Origin of the sequence: Foetidibacter luteolus, assembly GCF_009650435.1 — a bacterium.
GTDB classification, from domain to species: domain Bacteria; phylum Bacteroidota; class Bacteroidia; order Chitinophagales; family Chitinophagaceae; genus Foetidibacter; species Foetidibacter luteolus.
This window is the reverse complement of the sequence record NZ_VVIP01000069.1, coordinates 58,366-75,407: the sequence shown is the minus strand read 5'-3', so window position 1 is coordinate 75,407 and position 17,042 is coordinate 58,366. Positions and strand designations below refer to the sequence as shown.

Here is a 17,042-nt window from a genome sequence, read left to right as displayed (position 1 = left end):
GAAGCTGATAGATTTAATTCCCTCCAATCCGGTATCTAACTATGCGTTTAGCAACAATGGCGATTTAACGTTTACGAATAAAGCCAAAGAGTGGGGCCTGGATGAACCGGGTTTCAGCAATGGTTCCGCCTATGCGGACTTAGACAATGATGGCGATTTGGATTTGGTGGTGAACAATGTAAACATGCCGTGCAGCATTTACCGTAACCAGAGCATGCAGCAGCACCCGGAAAACAAATTCCTGAAAGTGGCTTTAGAGGGAGAAGGCAAAAACAAATTCGGGATAGGTGCCAAGGTAACGGTGTACCATAACAATACCATCGCCTACCAGGAACAGATGCCCATGCGTGGTTTTGAATCCACCGTGGATGAGCGGCTGAATTTTGGGCTGGGTAAAACAGGCCAGATAGATTCCGTCACGGTGCAATGGCCCGATGGCAGGCAAAATGTGATAAGGCATGTGCAGGTAAATCAGCAGTTGGTGGTGAAGCAGGGGGAAGGGCGGTTGCCGGTTGCCGGTTACCAGTTGCCGGTAAGCAAAGCAATGACTGTTAAACAAAAAACATCAAAAGAAAATACTTTAAAACTTATAAAGCCGGCAGTATATAAAGAGGGTACACCCCTACAGCCCACTCACCACTCACTACTCACTGCTCACCATTCACCGCTCACCGCTCATCACTCGCCATTCCGCATAGAGGCTTCACCATCCACTGTTCCCTTCACCCACCGGGAGAACGGGTTTATAGACTTCGACCGCGACAGGCTGATCTTTCACATGCTCTCCACACAGGGGCCCAGGATAGCCAAAGGAGATATTAACAGGGATGGCCTGGAAGATATCTATATCTGCGGCGCCAAAGACCAGGCCGGTGCACTGATGATACAAACGGCAGGCGGCCAATTCAAAAGAACCAATGAGGCCCTGCTGGAACAGGACAAGCTGAGCGAAGACACCGATGCGCTGTTTTTTGATGCGGATAATGACGGCGATGCGGACCTGTATGTATGCAGTGGAGGAAACGAGTTTTCACCCAATTCAACCGCGTTGATGAACCGGCTGTATACAAATGATGGCAAGGGCCGGTTCACAAAATCCGGCCAGGTATTGCCTTCTTATATTTTTGAGAGCACCAGTTGTGTAAGAGCGGCTGATTATGACGGCGATGGCGATATGGACCTGTTTGTAGGGGTACGGCTTAAATCGTTTAGTTATGGGTACCCCTGTAAAGGCTATGTGCTGCAAAACAATGGCAAAGGCTTTTTTACAGATGTAACGGAAACGGTAGCCCCTGCACTTAAACAGGCAGGCATGATCACCGATGCGCAGTGGCTGGACTATGATAACGACAAAAAGCCCGACCTGGCCGTAACCGGCGAATACATGCCGGTAAGGATATTCCACAACGAAGGCGGCAAGCTTACAGAAGTAACCGAAGCGGCAGGATTAGGCAAAACCAACGGCTGGTGGAACCGGCTGATAATAGCTGATGTTAACCATGATGGCTACGCGGATATGATAGCGGGCAACCATGGGCTTAACAGCAGGTTTAAGGCAACAGCGGAGAAACCGGTAAGTATGTATGTAAGCGACTTTGATAACAACGGCAGCATAGAACAGATCATTACCTGTTACAACAAAGACAGCGCTTACCCGATGGTGTTAAGGCATGACCTGGTAAATGTATTGCCATACCTGAAGAAGAAATACCTGAAATACGAGAATTACAAAGAGCAAACGATTACAAAGATGTTTACGGAAGAACAGTTAAAAAAGGCTGTGAGGCTGGAAGCTTTCATGATGCAGAGCAGTGTGTTGATCAACAATAAGAACGGCACATTCAGCGTACAGGCTTTGCCAACAGCCGCGCAGTTGTCACCGATGTATGGCATAGCTGCGGAAGACTTTGATGGAGATGGCCATGTGGATATTGTGATGGGTGGCAACTTTTACGAGAGTAAACCGGAAGTGGGCATTTATGATGCCAGCTACGGAACGTTTATGAGAGGGGATGGCAAGGGAGGTTTTAAAGCCATGAGTGCGCAACAAAGCGGCATTAACATAAGGGGGGCAGTAAGAGATATGGTAACGATAAAGAATGGTAAAAAGAAGAGGCTGCTGGTAGCGATGAACAATGAGGCGGTGAAGATGGTGAAGGTGGAGTAGTTGCAGGTTGCTGGTTACTGGTTACTGGTCTGTTGAAGGGTTAGAGGTTGATAAGATGTTGCGGTGGTGATATTCTACCGGGGCTGAAAAGTCGCCCAAAGAACAGAACGATGAAGTGATTGCGACGCAACGAAGTCCCCATGAAAGGCCGCAGCCGGTATCATAAATTATCGCGGCCTTCATTGAGGCAAAAAATACAACAACAGATAGCGAAAGTATAAAGCACCAACGTACTTCGTACTTCATAATTCGTACATTAAATTACTTACCAATAAAAGAAAATTTATGCCGGGAGATTCTTTAAACGTAAACAACAAAGCCGTTGCCCAGAATACCTATGATGCAATTGTTATCGGTTCCGGCATTAGCGGAGGATGGGCTGCCAAAGAGCTTACACAAAAAGGCCTGAAGGTGTTAATGCTGGAACGGGGCCGCAATTTTGAGCATGTTAAAGATTATAAAACAGCCAATAACAATCCCTGGGATTTTAAGCACCGCGGCCGTGCAACAACACAGTATAAAAAAGACAATCCTGTTATATCCCGGGACTGGGCCATGTATGGCACAGCGGCGCAGGAAGCCATTACGGATTACTGGGTGAATGAAAAGGAAAGCCCTTATGTAGAGGTGAAGCCTTTTGCCTGGTGGCGCTCTTACCAGTTAGGTGGACGCTCTGTTTTATGGGGCAGGCAAAGCTACCGGTTAAGTGATATAGATTTTGAGGCTAATATCAAAGATGGGCATGGCGTTGACTGGCCGATTCGTTATAAAGACTTGCAGGAATGGTATGATTATGTTGAAACTTTTGCAGGCATCAGCGGCTCTAATGAAGGGTTGCCGCAACTGCCGGATGGTAAGTTGTTGCCACCTATGGAATTGAATTGCGTGGAGAAAGATATGGCAGAAAGAATAAAGGCGCATTATAAGGGAAACAGGCACCTATTCATTGGGCGTGTAGCCAATTTAACACAGGCCATACCGGGCAGAACGCAATGCCAGTTCCGTAACCGCTGCTGGGAAGGTTGCCCTTTTGGCGGCTACTTCAGTACCCAGTCTTCAACATTGCCGGCAGCTATGGCAACAGGTAATTTAACGCTAAGGCCCTGGGCTATTGTTACAAAAATTTTGTACGATAAAGACACCAAAAAAGCAAAGGGTGTTGAAGTGCTGGATGCGGAAACCAATAAAACCTACGAGTATTATGCTAAGGTTGTTTTCCTCAATGCTTCCGCATTAAACAGCGCATGGGTATTAATGAACAGCGCCACAGATGTATGGCCCGATGGCCTTGGCAGCAGCAGCGGAGAGCTTGGCCACAACGTAATGGATCATCATTATATGCTTGGTGCAAAAGGTTTGGTGGAAGGCTTTGAAGACAAGTATTATTTCGGCAGAAGGGCCAATGGTTTTTATATTCCCCGCTTTGCCAACCTGTTTGGAGATAAGCGTGATTTTTTGCGGGGCTACGGCTACCAGGGCAGTGCCAGCAGAGATGGCTGGAGCAGAGATGTAGCTGAGCTTAATATTGGTGCAGCATACAAAGATGCGCTTACAGAGCCCGGCGCATGGCATGTGGGCGCCACGGGTTTTGGAGAAATATTGCCTTACCATGAAAATAAAATTTCGCTGGATAAAAATGTGAAAGACAAATGGGGCTTGCCGGTGTTGTCAATGGATGCGGAGTTGAAAGATAATGAATTGAAGATGCGTAAAGATATTGTCAAGGAGTTGGTGGCCATGTTTGAAGCAGCCGGCATCAAGGAAATTTCTACCTGGGATAGCCCCATGTATGCTGTTGGGCAGGGCATTCACGAAATGGGTACGGCACGCATGGGACGGGATGAAAAAACTTCTGTGCTCAATGGCAACAACCAGGTGTGGGATGCGAAAAATGTTTTTGTAACGGATGGCGCTTGTATGACAAGCAGCGCATGCCAGAACCCTTCTCTTACATACATGGCATTAACCGCACGGGCGGCAGACTTTGCTGTAAATGAATTAAAGAAAGGCAATATGTAGCTTTCAGCTAAATGAAATTTTTATGGGCCCGGCAGAAGAACAAGTATTGGGCTTTACTTGCGTCGCACTCTTGTACGCCACCGCTATGGGCAACTGCATTCTGCACATCCCTGCAAATTGTGATACTGTTGAATAATCTGTACTTCTTCCAGGCCTGGGCTGGGTGCATAAAATATTATGGAGGGAGAAAATGTCTTTATTAATTGTGAATAGTACAATTAATAATGCTATCTTTAATTCGTAACACTGAATTGATTGCTATGCTAAGTCACCTGGGAAAAGTATACCTGCTTTTCATATTATGTTGTTGGGCGCATCCTTCAATTGCCCAACAAACCGGGTACCCGTTTTCCTGTCTTGATATCTCAAAAGGCCTTTCTCACAACAGGGTCACATCTGTATATAAAGATCACAAAGGCTTTATGTGGTTCGGAACTATTTCCGGCCTTAACCGTTACGATGGTTACGCGTTTAAGGTGTTTACACACAACGCGGCAGACACTTTTTCCTTAATGGACAACTATGTGCTTAAAATTTTTGGCCTGCCGGGTAATAAAATGTTTGTGCAATCAAGAAATGGCAATAGTGTTTACGACCCGGTTACAGAACGGTTTTTGAATGGAAACACTTACCTGGAATCTCTTGGTATGCCTAAAGGCAGCATCCGGTCGCTGGCGCAGGCCGGTAAAAACCTGTGGCTGCTTTACCGCGATGGAAGCCTTTACAGGAGGGATGAAGCAGGAAAAACTTTATGCGCCGGCAAACAACCGGGCGGGGACGGTAATTTCATATCAGATATTCAAACTTCGCGGGATGGTTCCCTTGTAAGGGTGTACAGTAATGGCATCATTGAAAAGCTGGATGCAAACTCGGGTAGCCTTATTTTCCGTACTGCCGCAGTAAAAGATAAACTGGGTAATAGGTCGCAGGATTTTTCTGTATATGAGGATATAGACGGCGATCTCTGGCTATACTGTCCCACAGTTCCTTTTGGAGCCATGTACTACCATAAATTAACGGGGCGGGCCACGCATCTTTATAATAAACCAGGGCTGCTTAACAATGATATTGTTAATGGTATCGTGCAGGATGATAACGGCTTAATATGGATGGGTACCGACCATGGCGGCGTTAACCTGCTTAACAAAAAAACGATGACCGTATCGTATCTTAAAAACAAAGATGACGATCATACAACCATATCGCAAAATGTAATCACCTGCATGTATAAAGACAGGTTGGGTATTGTGTGGCTGGGCACCTACAAAAAGGGGGTTAATTACTATCATGAAAACCTTACCCGTTTCCCCGTTTACCGCCACCTGGCAACAAACAAAAACAGTTTAAGCTACGATGATGTAAACCGTTTTGTGGAGGATGCGAACGGGAATATATGGATAGGCGCCAATGGCGGCGGTCTTATTTATTTTAATAGAAAAACCAATACTTTTCACCAATACAGGCATGAACCTGGTAACAGCAACAGCATCAGCAACGATGTTATTGTAAGCCTTTGGATAGACCACCGGCAAAAGCTTTGGATTGGTTATTATTACGGTGGGCTGGACTGCTATGACGGTAACCGGTTTATACACTACCGTCACAAGGATGGAGATACCGCAAGCCTGTCTGAAGACAGGGTTTGGGAAATTTATGAAGACCGCGAAAAGAACCTTTGGGTGGGTACTTATGAAGGAGGCCTGGACAGATTCGACAGGCAGAGCAATACCTTTATTCATTACAAAAAAGGTGCAAACGGCTTTCCTTCAAATTATGTAGCCGCCCTTTCTGAAGACAGGCAGGGTAACTTGTGGGTGGGCACGGATGGCGGTATAAGCCTTTTGCAAAAGGGAAGCGCTAAGTTTAAAAACCTTACTGTTACCAGCGGCCTTAGTAATAACGATGTTATCTGCCTGCTGAAAGATAACAGCAATAATATGTGGATAGGCACCCGTTATGGCCTGAATGTATACCAGGAAGATTCAAAGAAAATCACTTCCTTTTATATGAAGGATGGCCTGCCCGATAATTCGGTGCTGAATATTTTGCAGGATGACAAAGGGGATATATGGATAAGCACACCCGGAGGATTGGCACGTATTAAACCTGCGGTTACCGCTAAAGGTGTAAGCATAACCGTAAAGAAATACGACGAACTGGATGGGTTGCAAAGCAGGGATTTTAACGAGAATGCTGCTTGCAAAACCAAATCAGGAGAGTTAATATTTGGCGGGGCAAATGGGTTTAACCTGTTTCATCCTGCTGCCATTAAAGAAAATAAAATACTGCCGCAGATTGCTTTTACAGAGTTTTACCTGTTTAACAGGAACATTGCTGTAAATGAAAAGATAAACGGCAAAATAATACTTAACCAGTCCATAGCAGAAACCAGGGAAATAGTGCTGCGGCATAACCAGAACGTATTCTCTATTGGCTTTGCAGCTTTAAGCTTCGATAACACTGAAAAAAACCAGTATGCTTACCGGTTAAATGGCTTTGATAAAAACTGGCTGGTTGCACCGGCCGGTAACCGGCGTGCTACCTATACCAACCTGGATGCCGGCACCTATACCTTCCAGGTAAAAGCCTCCAATGATGATGGCGTTTGGAATGAACAGGGCATCCTGTTGCGGATAAAAGTGCTGCCACCTTTTTGGCGAACGCCACTGGCGTACCTGTTTTATTTTTTGCTGGCCGCTTTTGTATTCCTGTATGCCCGGCGGGTGGATATGAACCGCGCCAAAATGCGTTTTGAGCTGGCCAATGAACGCAGGGAAGCCCGGCGCCTGCATGAACTGGATATGCTGAAAATAAAATTCTTTACCAATGTAAGCCATGAGTTTAAAACACCTTTATCGCTTATACTGGCCCCTGTTGACAAGCTGTTGAAAAGCTCAGCCGATACCGCTCAAAAGAAACAGTTTCAATTAATACACCGCAACGCAAGAAGGTTGCTTAACCTGGTTAACCAGTTGCTGGACTTTAGAAAGATGGAAGTGCAGGAACTTAAGCTTAACCCCGTACAGGGAGATCTGCTCCTTTTCATCAGGGAAATCTCCTGTTCCTTTACAGATCTTGCCGAAAAGAAGAACATCCGTTTTTTCTACGCCGCTCAACGTAACCAATTTATCACCCGTTTTGATCATGATAAAATTGAGCGTATCCTGTTCAACCTGCTTTCCAATGCGTTTAAGTTTACACATGAAAACGGAACGGTAAATGTAGATGTGCGGGTTATCGAAACAGGTAAAACATTTGTTGAGATAAAAGTAAAAGACACCGGCATAGGCATAGAAGAAGATAAGCAAGCTGCTGTTTTTGAACATTTCTTTCAAAGCGATGTGCCGGAAAGTATGCTTAACCAGGGCAGCGGTATCGGGCTTTCCATAACCAGGGAGTTTGTGAAGATGCAGGGTGGCAGCATTACGGTTGAAAGTGCTGTGGGCAAGGGTAGCTGCTTTACCGTTCAGCTTCCTTTTGATGAACTTAGCGATGATGCCCCTTCAGACGCTTTTGAAATGCAGGGTACACCTGGTAACGGCCAGCCTGTAACTGTTCCGGATGATGTTGATGTCTCCGCATCCCGTAACCAGGCGCCACGCGGTAAAAAGCAAACCATTTTACTGGTGGAAGATAACGACGATTTCAGGTTTTACCTCAAAGATAATCTTCGTAGCTACTTCAATATCCTTGAGGCGCCTAACGGCAAACTGGGCTGGCAAAGGGTACTGGCTTCTCATCCTGATTTGGTGGTAAGCGATATCAGCATGCCGGTAATGGATGGTATAGAGTTATGCAAACGGATTAAAAAAGACCAACGTACCAAACATATACCCGTTATATTGTTAACAGCCCTGGTAAGTGATGATAAACATTTAGAGGGGCTGGAAACAGGCGCTGCCGATTTTATGACCAAGCCCTTCAATTTTGAGATAATGCTGTCACGCATACGCAACATACTTTCTGAGCAGAAAACCTTGAAACAAACTTATGTACGGCAGGTTGATGCCAAAGCTTCCGATGCCAGTATTGCATCTGCTGATGAAAAGTTTATTCAAAACGCCCTTGAGGTGATAGAAAAAAACCTTTCTGATCCGGATTTTTCAGTTGAAGACCTGAGCAAGGAGTTATTTATGAGCAGGACGGCGGTGTATAAAAAAATGTTTGCGCTTACAGAGAAAGCCCCGCTGGACTTTATCCGTTTTATACGGCTACAGAGAGCAGCACAGTTGTTACGGGAAACCAATTTAACTGTTGCCGAAGTGGCTTACGAAGTAGGCTTTAACAATCCCAAATACTTCGCCAGGTTTTTTAAGGCTGAGTATAATATGGCCCCATCAGCCTATGTTGCGGAAAACAAAAAAGAACCGGGTTCTTTAAATGGAACAGGGTAACAGCCGGGGCGGCCGTCTTATCCTGCTTTTTACAATATTTTTCAGGGGGTGTCCCTCGTACCTCGGGCCGGGCTTTCCGCTCATACTCCGGCACAAAAGCCCTGCTGCGATGGCCTCACCGGGGTAACCGCTTCAATCCCTCACCCACAAGTGCAACACGCTGTTTTTTCGCACACATCTTGTGATGCTGCAAAGCAAAAAGCAGCAGCGAAAACGCTTTGTACTTTTTCACAGCCTAAAGCAAAAAAAAGCGGCTTTACCTTACAAGATAAAGCCGCTTTACTTATTTAACGTGAGTTTTGGATCTTTTGTACTGACATTAAGATATAAACATACAAAAAATCAGATAGGATCATTCATTCTAACTGCATCATCAAGTTTAGTATGCCTTGTACAATAACATTCTACTGCTGAAGTCACAGTAGTACAAAAGCTTAATCAGGGCAAATGGAAGAAACGTGCTGTATATCGTTTCTTCCTTGACTTTTTTTGTTACTTTTTTGTGTCAAGCCTGTCCCGGACTTGTTACGGGGACAAAAAAGTAAGTAGGAGTATTTAATGCAGGTACTTGCAACACCCAAAACCCGCGTTATTTAATAATTGCGCTGTTTAAAACTTAGCCGCCACAGTTATGCCATAAGTCTTGGGATCGCCCAGGTGTATGGCGCCAAAATCGTAAGCATAAGCTATATACTTCGAGCCGCCCAGGTTGCGGCCCCAGAAGAAAACGTCCAGGCGTTTGCTGCTTACGCCTACACGTGTATTTATCAACCCGTAAGGTGATTGGCGGATGTTGTTGGATACATCAAAATAAGTGGCGCCGGTATAAAACCATTCGCCACGGGCCACCAGCTTTACCTGTTGCTGCCTGTTAACCGTGTAACTGTACTGTACGGCGAGCATAGATGTTACATCCGGCGTGTACACCTGCCTTTTATTTTTAAAATCTGTGTTATCGCTGCCGTCCGCATTCTTAAACGTGTTATAGGTAGCACGTGTGTAACCCAGGTTATAATCAAACTGCAGGCCTTTAAGTGGTGTTGCTGCCAGTTCCAGTTCAATACCGCGGCTGGTAAGCTTGCCGTAATTGCGGGTAACGGTAATGGCATCGGGCAAAACAAGGGTGGGCACCTGCGCATCCCTCACCAGTGTAACAAAAGCCGTAAGGTTTGCACGCAGCTTGTTGTTAAAGAAGCTGTTTTTAATACCGGCTTCAATATTGTTGCTGTACTCAGGTTTATAAGGGTACAAGGGCGGCTGCGAGGGATCCTGCGACAATTGTGTTAAACCGCCTGTTCTAAACCCACGGCTGTAAGTGATAAAAAGGTTGCTGTTGCCACTTGCGTGATAGCTTAAGCCAAGCTTGGGAGATAATGCGCTGAAATTAGTTTTGGCAGACGTATCGGGCCTGGTAACAAACACATCTTCGCCATCTTTCTGATAGGCGCCTTCTACAGATAACCTGCGGTTTTCATAGTCATAGCGAAGACCGGCTATCAATTCCAGCTTTTCGGTAAGGGCGTAATTGATTTGTCCGAAAAAGGCTATGCCGGTATTCTTTCCTTTACTGGTATTAATGGTGGAAAAATTCGGATCTATAGGGCCAAGTATGCCGGCATCTTTACCGTAATGTGTAGCCTGTTTTACAGGGTTATCCTGGTGAAAGAAATAAGCGCCGCCCGTCCATTTAAGCGGAGAATTATTGCCTGCCGGTGAAGTAAACCGCAGTTCCTGCGTAAACACTTTTACATTGTTCCATTTGGTGCCGTAATCGTTAATAACGGTTACCGCATCCAGCGGGGAGAAATCACCATCCAGTGGTGACTGGTAATAGCGGTGGTTACTTTGCCAGGAGCTTTGTGAACTGAAGTTAAACGCAGGCCCGGCATGGTTAATTACCAGGGACATATTAAGCGTGTTGTCAATCATTCTGCCTACGGCATCCTGGCTTAGTTTGTAAGGGTTGCCAAAAGCTTCTTCCATACCATTTACCAAAGGAAAAGCGCCGTTGTTCTTAATATTCTGGTGCTTTACGTTTACGGTAACATTCCATCTTTCCGCAGGAATATACTTTAAGTAGTAATTACCGCTAATGCCCTGCTGTTTATCAAAAGAGCTTTTAGTAAACTCATTATCATAATAGCCATCGCGTTTGTTAAACATAACAGCGGCGCCAAAGAAAAGCTTGTTGTTTATCAGTGGTGTGCGTACACCGGCGCTGTAACGCTGCTGGTTGTAATTGCCGTAGTTAAGCTCCGCAAAACCGGTTGTTTTATTGGTAGGCTGCCTGGTAATTATATTAATAACGCCGCCCATGGCATTACGGCCATACAGGGTACCCTGGGGGCCGCGCAGCACTTCAATGCGCTCAATATCCAGCAACTGGGCAATATAGGTATCCAGGCTAAACTGGTTAACGCCATCAATATAAGTGCTAACGGCGGGGTCGTATGAGGTAGTGGCAATGCCCCTGATAGAAGTTACATTCCGCTCATCGCCTGAATTGGTGGAGTACAGGTTGGGGGCAATGCCGCTTAACTCGTTGCTCTTCCAAAGGCGGTATTGCTGAATTTCTTTTGATGACAAAGAAGTAATGCTAACCGGTACCTGTTGCAATGCTTCTTCTTTTTTTTGTGATGTAACCACTACTTCATTAAGCCTGGCAGCTTCATCCTGCAGGTGTATTACAAGTGGCTCATTATTTTGGCCAATTCTTACATTAACCATAACGGTGGCATACCCTGTTGCCGATGCGGAAACTGTGTAGTTGCCATCCTTTATGTTGCGAAAGCTAAACTCACCCGCGGCATTTGTAAGCGTACTGTAATTACTGTTTAAAATATGTACCGATGCAAAACCCAGCGGCTGCGATGCGGCGCCGGTTACTTTTCCCGAAAAGCCTGCGGGTTTCTGACTGTAAGCGGTAGGGCATGCCAACATGAACACAAAGCATGCGGCAGCGGTTAGCGGTTTAAAATTCAACTTCATGTAATAGCTCTGATAAGTAAATAAAGCGGCTAAGGTAACGGCTAATATTCATTTTGCCTGTGGCGATATTATTTTTTGCGCCCGGATAATACGGCTACCCCGGCCCGGGCAGGTATTCTTTTATTCACTATTCACCATTCACTATTCACCATTTTGGCAAAGCTCTTTTTAAAAAGCATTGTCAAAAATGGGGGGTTACCCTTCGCTTCGGTAAAGCTGCATAGCGAACAGAACGTAAAAGAGTGCGACGCAACGAAAGCCAAATACTTATTCTTCTGCCGGGCCCCAAAAAATTTTCTCCGGGTTGCAGAGGGTTCCGGAAACTGCTGTGAATGGAAAAAACAATCCCCGCCACGCACACCAGAAATTTTTGTTTTATAAAAAACTGTATCTTGGATTCCACTTTTGAAAAAACTGGCTGCCATATTAATGCTTTTGCTATTCCTGTTCAACCTTGTTGGATACAGGCTTTTCTTTTATGCTGCCCAGCGCCAATCGGATATACAACTTGAACTTGCACTTGATAAAGAAGCTTATAACGAGTCAGATCTTGTTACAGTCACCATACCATTATCCAACCCTTACCAGGTAAGCCGGCCAGATTTTGAACGGGTGGATGGCGAAATTAACCTGAATGGAGTGCTGTATAAATATGTAAAACGCAAAGTGTTTAACGGAGAACTGGTATTACTATGTTTGCCCAACCATCAAAAAATGCGCCTGCTAACCGCCAAGAATGATTTTATTAAATACAGCAGCGATATTAACCAGCCCACAGAAAACAAGAAATCAGACAACTCCAAAAGCAACGCGTTTAAGAATTTGCTGAGCGAGTTTGAAACCGGCAACCAGTTATCAACTGTCCAGGTTTTAAAAATCAACTCCTCCTGCCCGCCGGCCAACAAAAATGAAGCGCTTGCATCTGCACCACACCTCTCTCCCGAACAGCCTCCCGAAGTAGCTTAGTGATTTATTGAAACATTTTCTTACGGCTTAATGCCGCTTTTGTTATGCCTTGCAGCATAACCCGCAGCAATAGTTTCAGGGGTGTTCAGCCGTTAGTAATGGCTGTATACCGATCATTCTTAAGCATTACTTCAAACTTTTTTATGCCATTTATACCTCTTGAAGAGCATCTGCCGGGCGTTACCGGTTTATTGGAATACCGTAAAGATTCTGCCCAGCCTATACGTGAGCTTACCCAGTTCCTGTTGCGAGGCCCCAATACACTTACGGAAGGTGAACGTGAGTTAATAGCTACGGTTGTATCCAGTGGCAACCAGTGTACTTTTTGTACAACGGCGCATACAGCCGCCACGGACTTGCTGTTGGGCGAAAATGAAACTTCCGCCAGAGCAAAACAGGATATCCTTACAGCGCCTGTAAGTGAAAAAATGAAAGCCCTGCTCACCATCGCTGCTATGACAAGGGAAAGCGGCAAATCAGTAACGGCTGAAGCCATCGCCAACGCAAAAGCACAGGGTGCTACAGACGTGGAGATACACGATACTGTTTTAATTGCCGCGCTGTTTTGCCTGTACAACCGGTACGTGGACGGTATGGGCACAGCCCTTCCCAAAGATGCCGGCTATTACAGCATATTGGCAGACCGGTTGGTAAACCATGGCTACACCAGGTTGCCGCAGGGTTACGACCACCTGAAGAATAATGTAAAGGCTAACGATACTGCGGTTAAGCAATAAAGTAAAACTAATGCGCCTGCAAAAACCTGTTGTTTTTTGCACGGGGCTTAGCTAAAAACAGCGCCGCTTAACCGGGTATAACTCCGGGTAAAACCCTTGACCTCCGGCCTCTTTGCCGGGTGCCAGGTTGGTTTTGCGGTAAAACCGGTAAGCATGGTAGCCGTACAAAAAAAGCACAATGAAACAATGTAAACATTTACTCATCATACCAGTAATTCTTTTGTTCAACTCGTGCCGGAATGAGGTAAAAGTTTCTGCTAATACAGAAATGGTGGGCCTGCTCTCCACCGTTTCTAAAAATTTTTCCGTGGCAGACAATTCTTTTGCATCCCAGGCAAAACTGAATTTTTATGATTCAGCGCTAAAAGCTGCTGAAAGGCCGCAGGATTCTGCCGCTGCCAAGTATTTTATGGCTAATGTTCTTCTTGAAATGGGACAGGAGCAAAAGTCAATACCACTTTTTGAAGATTTGCTGAGAACCATACCGCTATACGAGACGGACAAAAAAAGAAGGGTGATGAAAGATCTTGCCCTATCGTGGTTAAGGGTGGGCGAAAGAACAAACTGTATAACCGGCCATGGTACAGAATCCTGCATATTTCCTGTTAAAGGCAATGGTGTACACAGGGATAAAGCAGGTTCAGAAAGGGCTATTGAAATTTACCGGTCACTATTGAAAGAAGATCCTTCTGACCTTGAAACAAGGTGGCTGCTTAATATCGCGTACATGACTATCGCAGGCTATCCGCAACAGGTGCCTGCGGAGTGGCTTATCAAAGGTCTTGACGCTGATACGTCCTCTCTTGTAAAACCTTTTATGGATGTAGCTGTAAACACAGGCCTTAATACAAAAAATATGGCTGGCGGCAGCATTGTGGAAGATTTTAACAATGACGGCTACCTGGATATTGTAACCAGCAGTTGGGGGCTGGATGAAGGCATGCACTTCTGCATCAACAAATCGGGCAGCGGCTTTGCCGACATGTCCGATTCCTCCGGGCTGCAGCAGTTTACAGGTGGCCTTAATATTATGCAAACTGACTATAACAATGATGGCCTAAAGGATATCTTTGTTTTGCGTGGCGCCTGGAAGGGACGTTTTGGCAAAGAACCCAACTCCTTGCTTAAAAATAATGGTAACGGCACTTTTACCGATGTTACCAAAGAAAGCGGCCTGCTTTCTTTTTACCCTACCCAAACCGCTACCTGGGCAGACTTTAACAACGATGGCTGGCTGGATGTTTTTATCGGCAACGAAACCTCTACGCAGGATGATGTAAACCCCTGTGAACTTTTCATCAGCAACAAGAATGGCACTTTTACCAACATGGCAGATAAGGCAGGCTGCAGTGTTACCGCTTTTGTAAAAGGTGTAACCTCCGGAGATTATGATAATGACGGCCTTACTGATATTTTCATTTCCACCCTAAACGGCCTTAAAGTGCTGCTGAAAAATGAAGGGTCGCAAAATGGTATCCCGCATTTTAAAGATGTAAGTGTGCAGGCAGGGGTAAGCAACAATACGGTGCGTACTTTTCCCACCTGGTTTTGGGATTATGATAATGATGGCTGGCTGGATATATTCGTTTGCAGCTACGAGTTCAACAGGCCGCCGGCATGGTATGCTGCCGCGGAGGCATTACAAATCCCCACGGGCAATGGGGGCAGAATATTCCTGTACCATAATAAGCACGATGGCACATTTGAGGAAGTAGGCACTAAAATAGGGCTTAACAAAATAGCCTTTACCATGGGCTGCAACTTTGGGGATATTGATAACGACGGCTGGCTGGATATGTACCTTGGAACCGGTAATCCGCAATACACTTCCCTGGTGCCCAATAAAATGTTCAAAAACATCAATGGCAAAAGCTTTGTGGATGTTACTACTTCTGCCCGGGTAGGTAACCTGCAAAAAGGGCATGGCGTTTCTTTTGCTGATCTTGATAATGATGGAGACCAGGATATTTATATTGATATGGGCGGGGCTTATTCCGGCGACGCTTACCAGAACTCATTGTATGTAAACCCGGGCCAGAACAACAACCGCTGGGTTAATATTTCTCTGCAGGGCGTTAACTGCAACAGGGCCGCCATCGGCGCAAGGCTTAAACTAACTTTTACTGAAAATGGTAAAACAAGAACCATTTACCGGCATGTAAACTCAGGCGGCAGCTTCGGCTCCAACCCACTCCTGCAGCATATTGGTATCGGCCAGGCAACCGCTGTTGAAACGGTTGAAATAAAATGGCCGGGCAATAACAATGTGCAGGTGGTAAAAAACCTCAAAGCCGGAGACCAGGTACTTATACGCCAGGGCAGCGACGCTATTACGAAAGTTAAGCTCAACAAAAGCGATTACACATTTTCAAAACAGGCAGCCATCGGCTGCTCACCAAACTAACATTGCCATAATACTTAAAACCTTTTTAGAAAAACACAACGTATGAGCACAATTACAATCCCCGAAACAAACATCCCTGTGGCACGCTCCGGTATAACGGGTGCGCATGTAGCCTTGTTCATCATCTCTTTTTTCAGTATCGCTATTGGCGGTACAGTATCCACTTTAATGTCCGTATACCTTCCTGTTGCCGTGCAGGATTTATTGGGCAGCAAGAATACGGAGCAGCTTAACAGCATCAGCGCTTACATTAATGCGGTATTCATTTTTGGCTGGGCCATCGGCGGTTTTAGCTGGGGTGTTATCAGCGATCGTGTCGGCCGTAAAAAAGCCTTGCTGCTGGCTATCGCTTTTTATGGCTTGGGTACTGTTTTAACAGGTCTTGCCCCTAATTGGGAGGCGGTTGTTATCTGCCGCTTCCTCAGCGGTTTTGGTGTGGGCGGCGTGCTGGTGGTTGCTTTTACCACCATGACGGAAGTCTGGCCCAAAAGCAGCCGGAACATTTATATCGGCATATTATCCATCGGTATACCCGTGGGTATATTTTCCGCAGGTGTAATCAACTACGTAGTCAGCTCATGGCGTCAGGGCTTCCTGGTAGGCATCATACCGCTTTCACTTGCCTTCCTCGGTATATGGTTGCTAAATGAGCAAACCAGCAAAACCAGCCATCACGAAAGGCAGGGCATCGGGTCTCTGTTCTCTGATGATAACCGCAAAAAAGTGCTCATGGGCGCCGTATTGTTTGGTACTATGCTCATAGGCTTGTGGGCTATCTTTTCATGGCTGCCTACCTGGATACAAAGTTTAATTCCCGGCAGGGATGCCGCCAAAGAACGCGGCCTCGGCATGATGCTCATGGGTATGGGCGGGCTTACCGGCGGCTTCGTTTCAGGCTGGCTGGCCAATGCCCTAACCATCCGCCGTGCTATGATGCTTTGCTTCACCGTGTGTTCAGGGCTGTCATTTATACTTTTTAAAACCAACAGCACATTTAGCCCCATTATCTATATCGAAATTGGTGTATTGGCTTTCTTCTTTGGTGTAAGCCAGGGTGTGTTATCTGCTTATATACCGCAATTATTCCCGGGTTCCATACGGGCAACGGCAACTGGTTTTTGTTTCAATGCCGGCCGTGTGGTAACAGCTACCGCGGTGCTGTTTGTAGGGGTATTGGTAGCGGCGTTGGGCGGTTATGGTAACGCTATATTTATTTTTTCACTGGTATTTATTGTAGGGTTGTTGCTGGTGGTTTTTGTAAAAGACACAACACGTCACAATACTGTTTAAATTTTTTTCAGGGCGTGCCCCCAAGCTATCGCAAGGGGTCGGGCTTTCCGCTCATACTCCGGCACAAGGCAAGGCTG

General features: G+C 45.8%; 10 protein-coding genes. 7 read left to right on the top strand and 3 right to left on the bottom strand.

Annotated features, from left to right (window positions below; genetic code table 11):
* Positions 1–2,167 (top strand): FG-GAP-like repeat-containing protein (locus tag F0364_RS23015; RefSeq protein WP_207632839.1); only part of this gene is annotated, 2,167 nt, incomplete at its 5' end.
* A gap of 21 nt (positions 2,168–2,188) precedes the next feature.
* On the opposite strand, the gene F0364_RS23010 is transcribed toward F0364_RS23015, so the two are convergent.
* Complete coding sequence (locus F0364_RS23010) at positions 2,189–2,413, bottom strand: hypothetical protein (RefSeq protein WP_153800172.1); 225 nt, start codon at positions 2,411–2,413, stop codon at positions 2,189–2,191.
* A gap of 39 nt (positions 2,414–2,452) precedes the next feature.
* On the opposite strand from F0364_RS23010, the gene F0364_RS23005 reads away from it, so the two are divergent.
* Complete coding sequence (locus F0364_RS23005) at positions 2,453–4,186, top strand: GMC oxidoreductase (protein WP_153800171.1); 1,734 nt, start codon at positions 2,453–2,455, stop codon at positions 4,184–4,186.
* Positions 4,187–4,410: 224 nt separating this feature from the next.
* Entirely contained in the window at positions 4,411–8,580 is a 4,170-nt protein-coding gene (locus F0364_RS23000; RefSeq protein ID WP_370752533.1) for a hybrid sensor histidine kinase/response regulator transcription factor, read from the top strand.
* A 609-nt stretch (positions 8,581–9,189) separates the two neighbouring features.
* Here F0364_RS23000 and F0364_RS22995 read toward each other — a convergent pair.
* Positions 9,190–11,568, bottom strand: coding sequence for a TonB-dependent receptor (locus F0364_RS22995; protein ID WP_153800169.1), 2,379 nt, complete (start codon positions 11,566–11,568; stop codon positions 9,190–9,192).
* Between the two features lie 131 nt (positions 11,569–11,699).
* Positions 11,700–11,993, bottom strand: a complete 294-nt coding sequence (locus tag F0364_RS22990; protein ID WP_153800168.1) for a hypothetical protein — start codon at positions 11,991–11,993, stop codon at positions 11,700–11,702.
* Positions 11,994–11,997: 4 nt separating this feature from the next.
* On the opposite strand from F0364_RS22990, the gene F0364_RS22985 reads away from it, so the two are divergent.
* The 4 genes from F0364_RS22985 to F0364_RS22970 all read left to right on the top strand — a co-directional run bounded on the left by F0364_RS22985 (position 11,998) and on the right by F0364_RS22970 (position 16,965).
* The gene (locus tag F0364_RS22985) at positions 11,998–12,534 is read left to right on the top strand and encodes a hypothetical protein (RefSeq protein ID WP_153800167.1); all 537 of its coding nucleotides are present in this window, start codon (positions 11,998–12,000) and stop codon (positions 12,532–12,534) included.
* Positions 12,535–12,677: 143 nt separating this feature from the next.
* Positions 12,678–13,271, top strand: a complete 594-nt coding sequence (locus F0364_RS22980) for a carboxymuconolactone decarboxylase family protein (RefSeq protein WP_153800166.1) — start codon at positions 12,678–12,680, stop codon at positions 13,269–13,271.
* A gap of 178 nt (positions 13,272–13,449) precedes the next feature.
* On the top strand, positions 13,450–15,675 hold the full coding sequence (locus F0364_RS22975) for a CRTAC1 family protein (protein ID WP_153800165.1): 2,226 nt from the start codon (positions 13,450–13,452) through the stop codon (positions 15,673–15,675).
* Between the two features lie 42 nt (positions 15,676–15,717).
* Positions 15,718–16,965 carry an MFS transporter gene (locus F0364_RS22970; protein WP_153800164.1) on the top strand — a complete coding sequence of 416 codons (1,248 nt, stop codon included), beginning with the start codon at positions 15,718–15,720 and terminating at the stop codon, positions 16,963–16,965.
* The last annotated feature ends 77 nt before the right edge of the window (positions 16,966–17,042 follow it).

Bases quoted from the DNA above. Each gene is read 5' to 3' on its own strand.
- F0364_RS22985 (WP_153800167.1), top strand. From the start codon at position 11,998: ATGCTTTTGCTATTCCTGTTCAACCTTGTTGGATACAGGCTTTTCTTT.
- F0364_RS22995 (WP_153800169.1), bottom strand. From the start codon at position 11,568: ATGAAGTTGAATTTTAAACCGCTAACCGCTGCCGCATGCTTTGTGTTC.
- F0364_RS22980 (WP_153800166.1), top strand. From the start codon at position 12,678: ATGCCATTTATACCTCTTGAAGAGCATCTGCCGGGCGTTACCGGTTTA.
- F0364_RS22970 (WP_153800164.1), top strand. From the start codon at position 15,718: ATGAGCACAATTACAATCCCCGAAACAAACATCCCTGTGGCACGCTCC.
- F0364_RS22975 (WP_153800165.1), top strand. From the start codon at position 13,450: ATGAAACAATGTAAACATTTACTCATCATACCAGTAATTCTTTTGTTC.
- F0364_RS23005 (WP_153800171.1), top strand. From the start codon at position 2,453: ATGCCGGGAGATTCTTTAAACGTAAACAACAAAGCCGTTGCCCAGAAT.
- F0364_RS23000 (WP_370752533.1), top strand. From the start codon at position 4,411: ATGCTATCTTTAATTCGTAACACTGAATTGATTGCTATGCTAAGTCAC.
- F0364_RS23010 (WP_153800172.1), bottom strand. From the start codon at position 2,413: ATGAAGTACGAAGTACGTTGGTGCTTTATACTTTCGCTATCTGTTGTT.
- F0364_RS22990 (WP_153800168.1), bottom strand. From the start codon at position 11,993: ATGGCAGCCAGTTTTTTCAAAAGTGGAATCCAAGATACAGTTTTTTAT.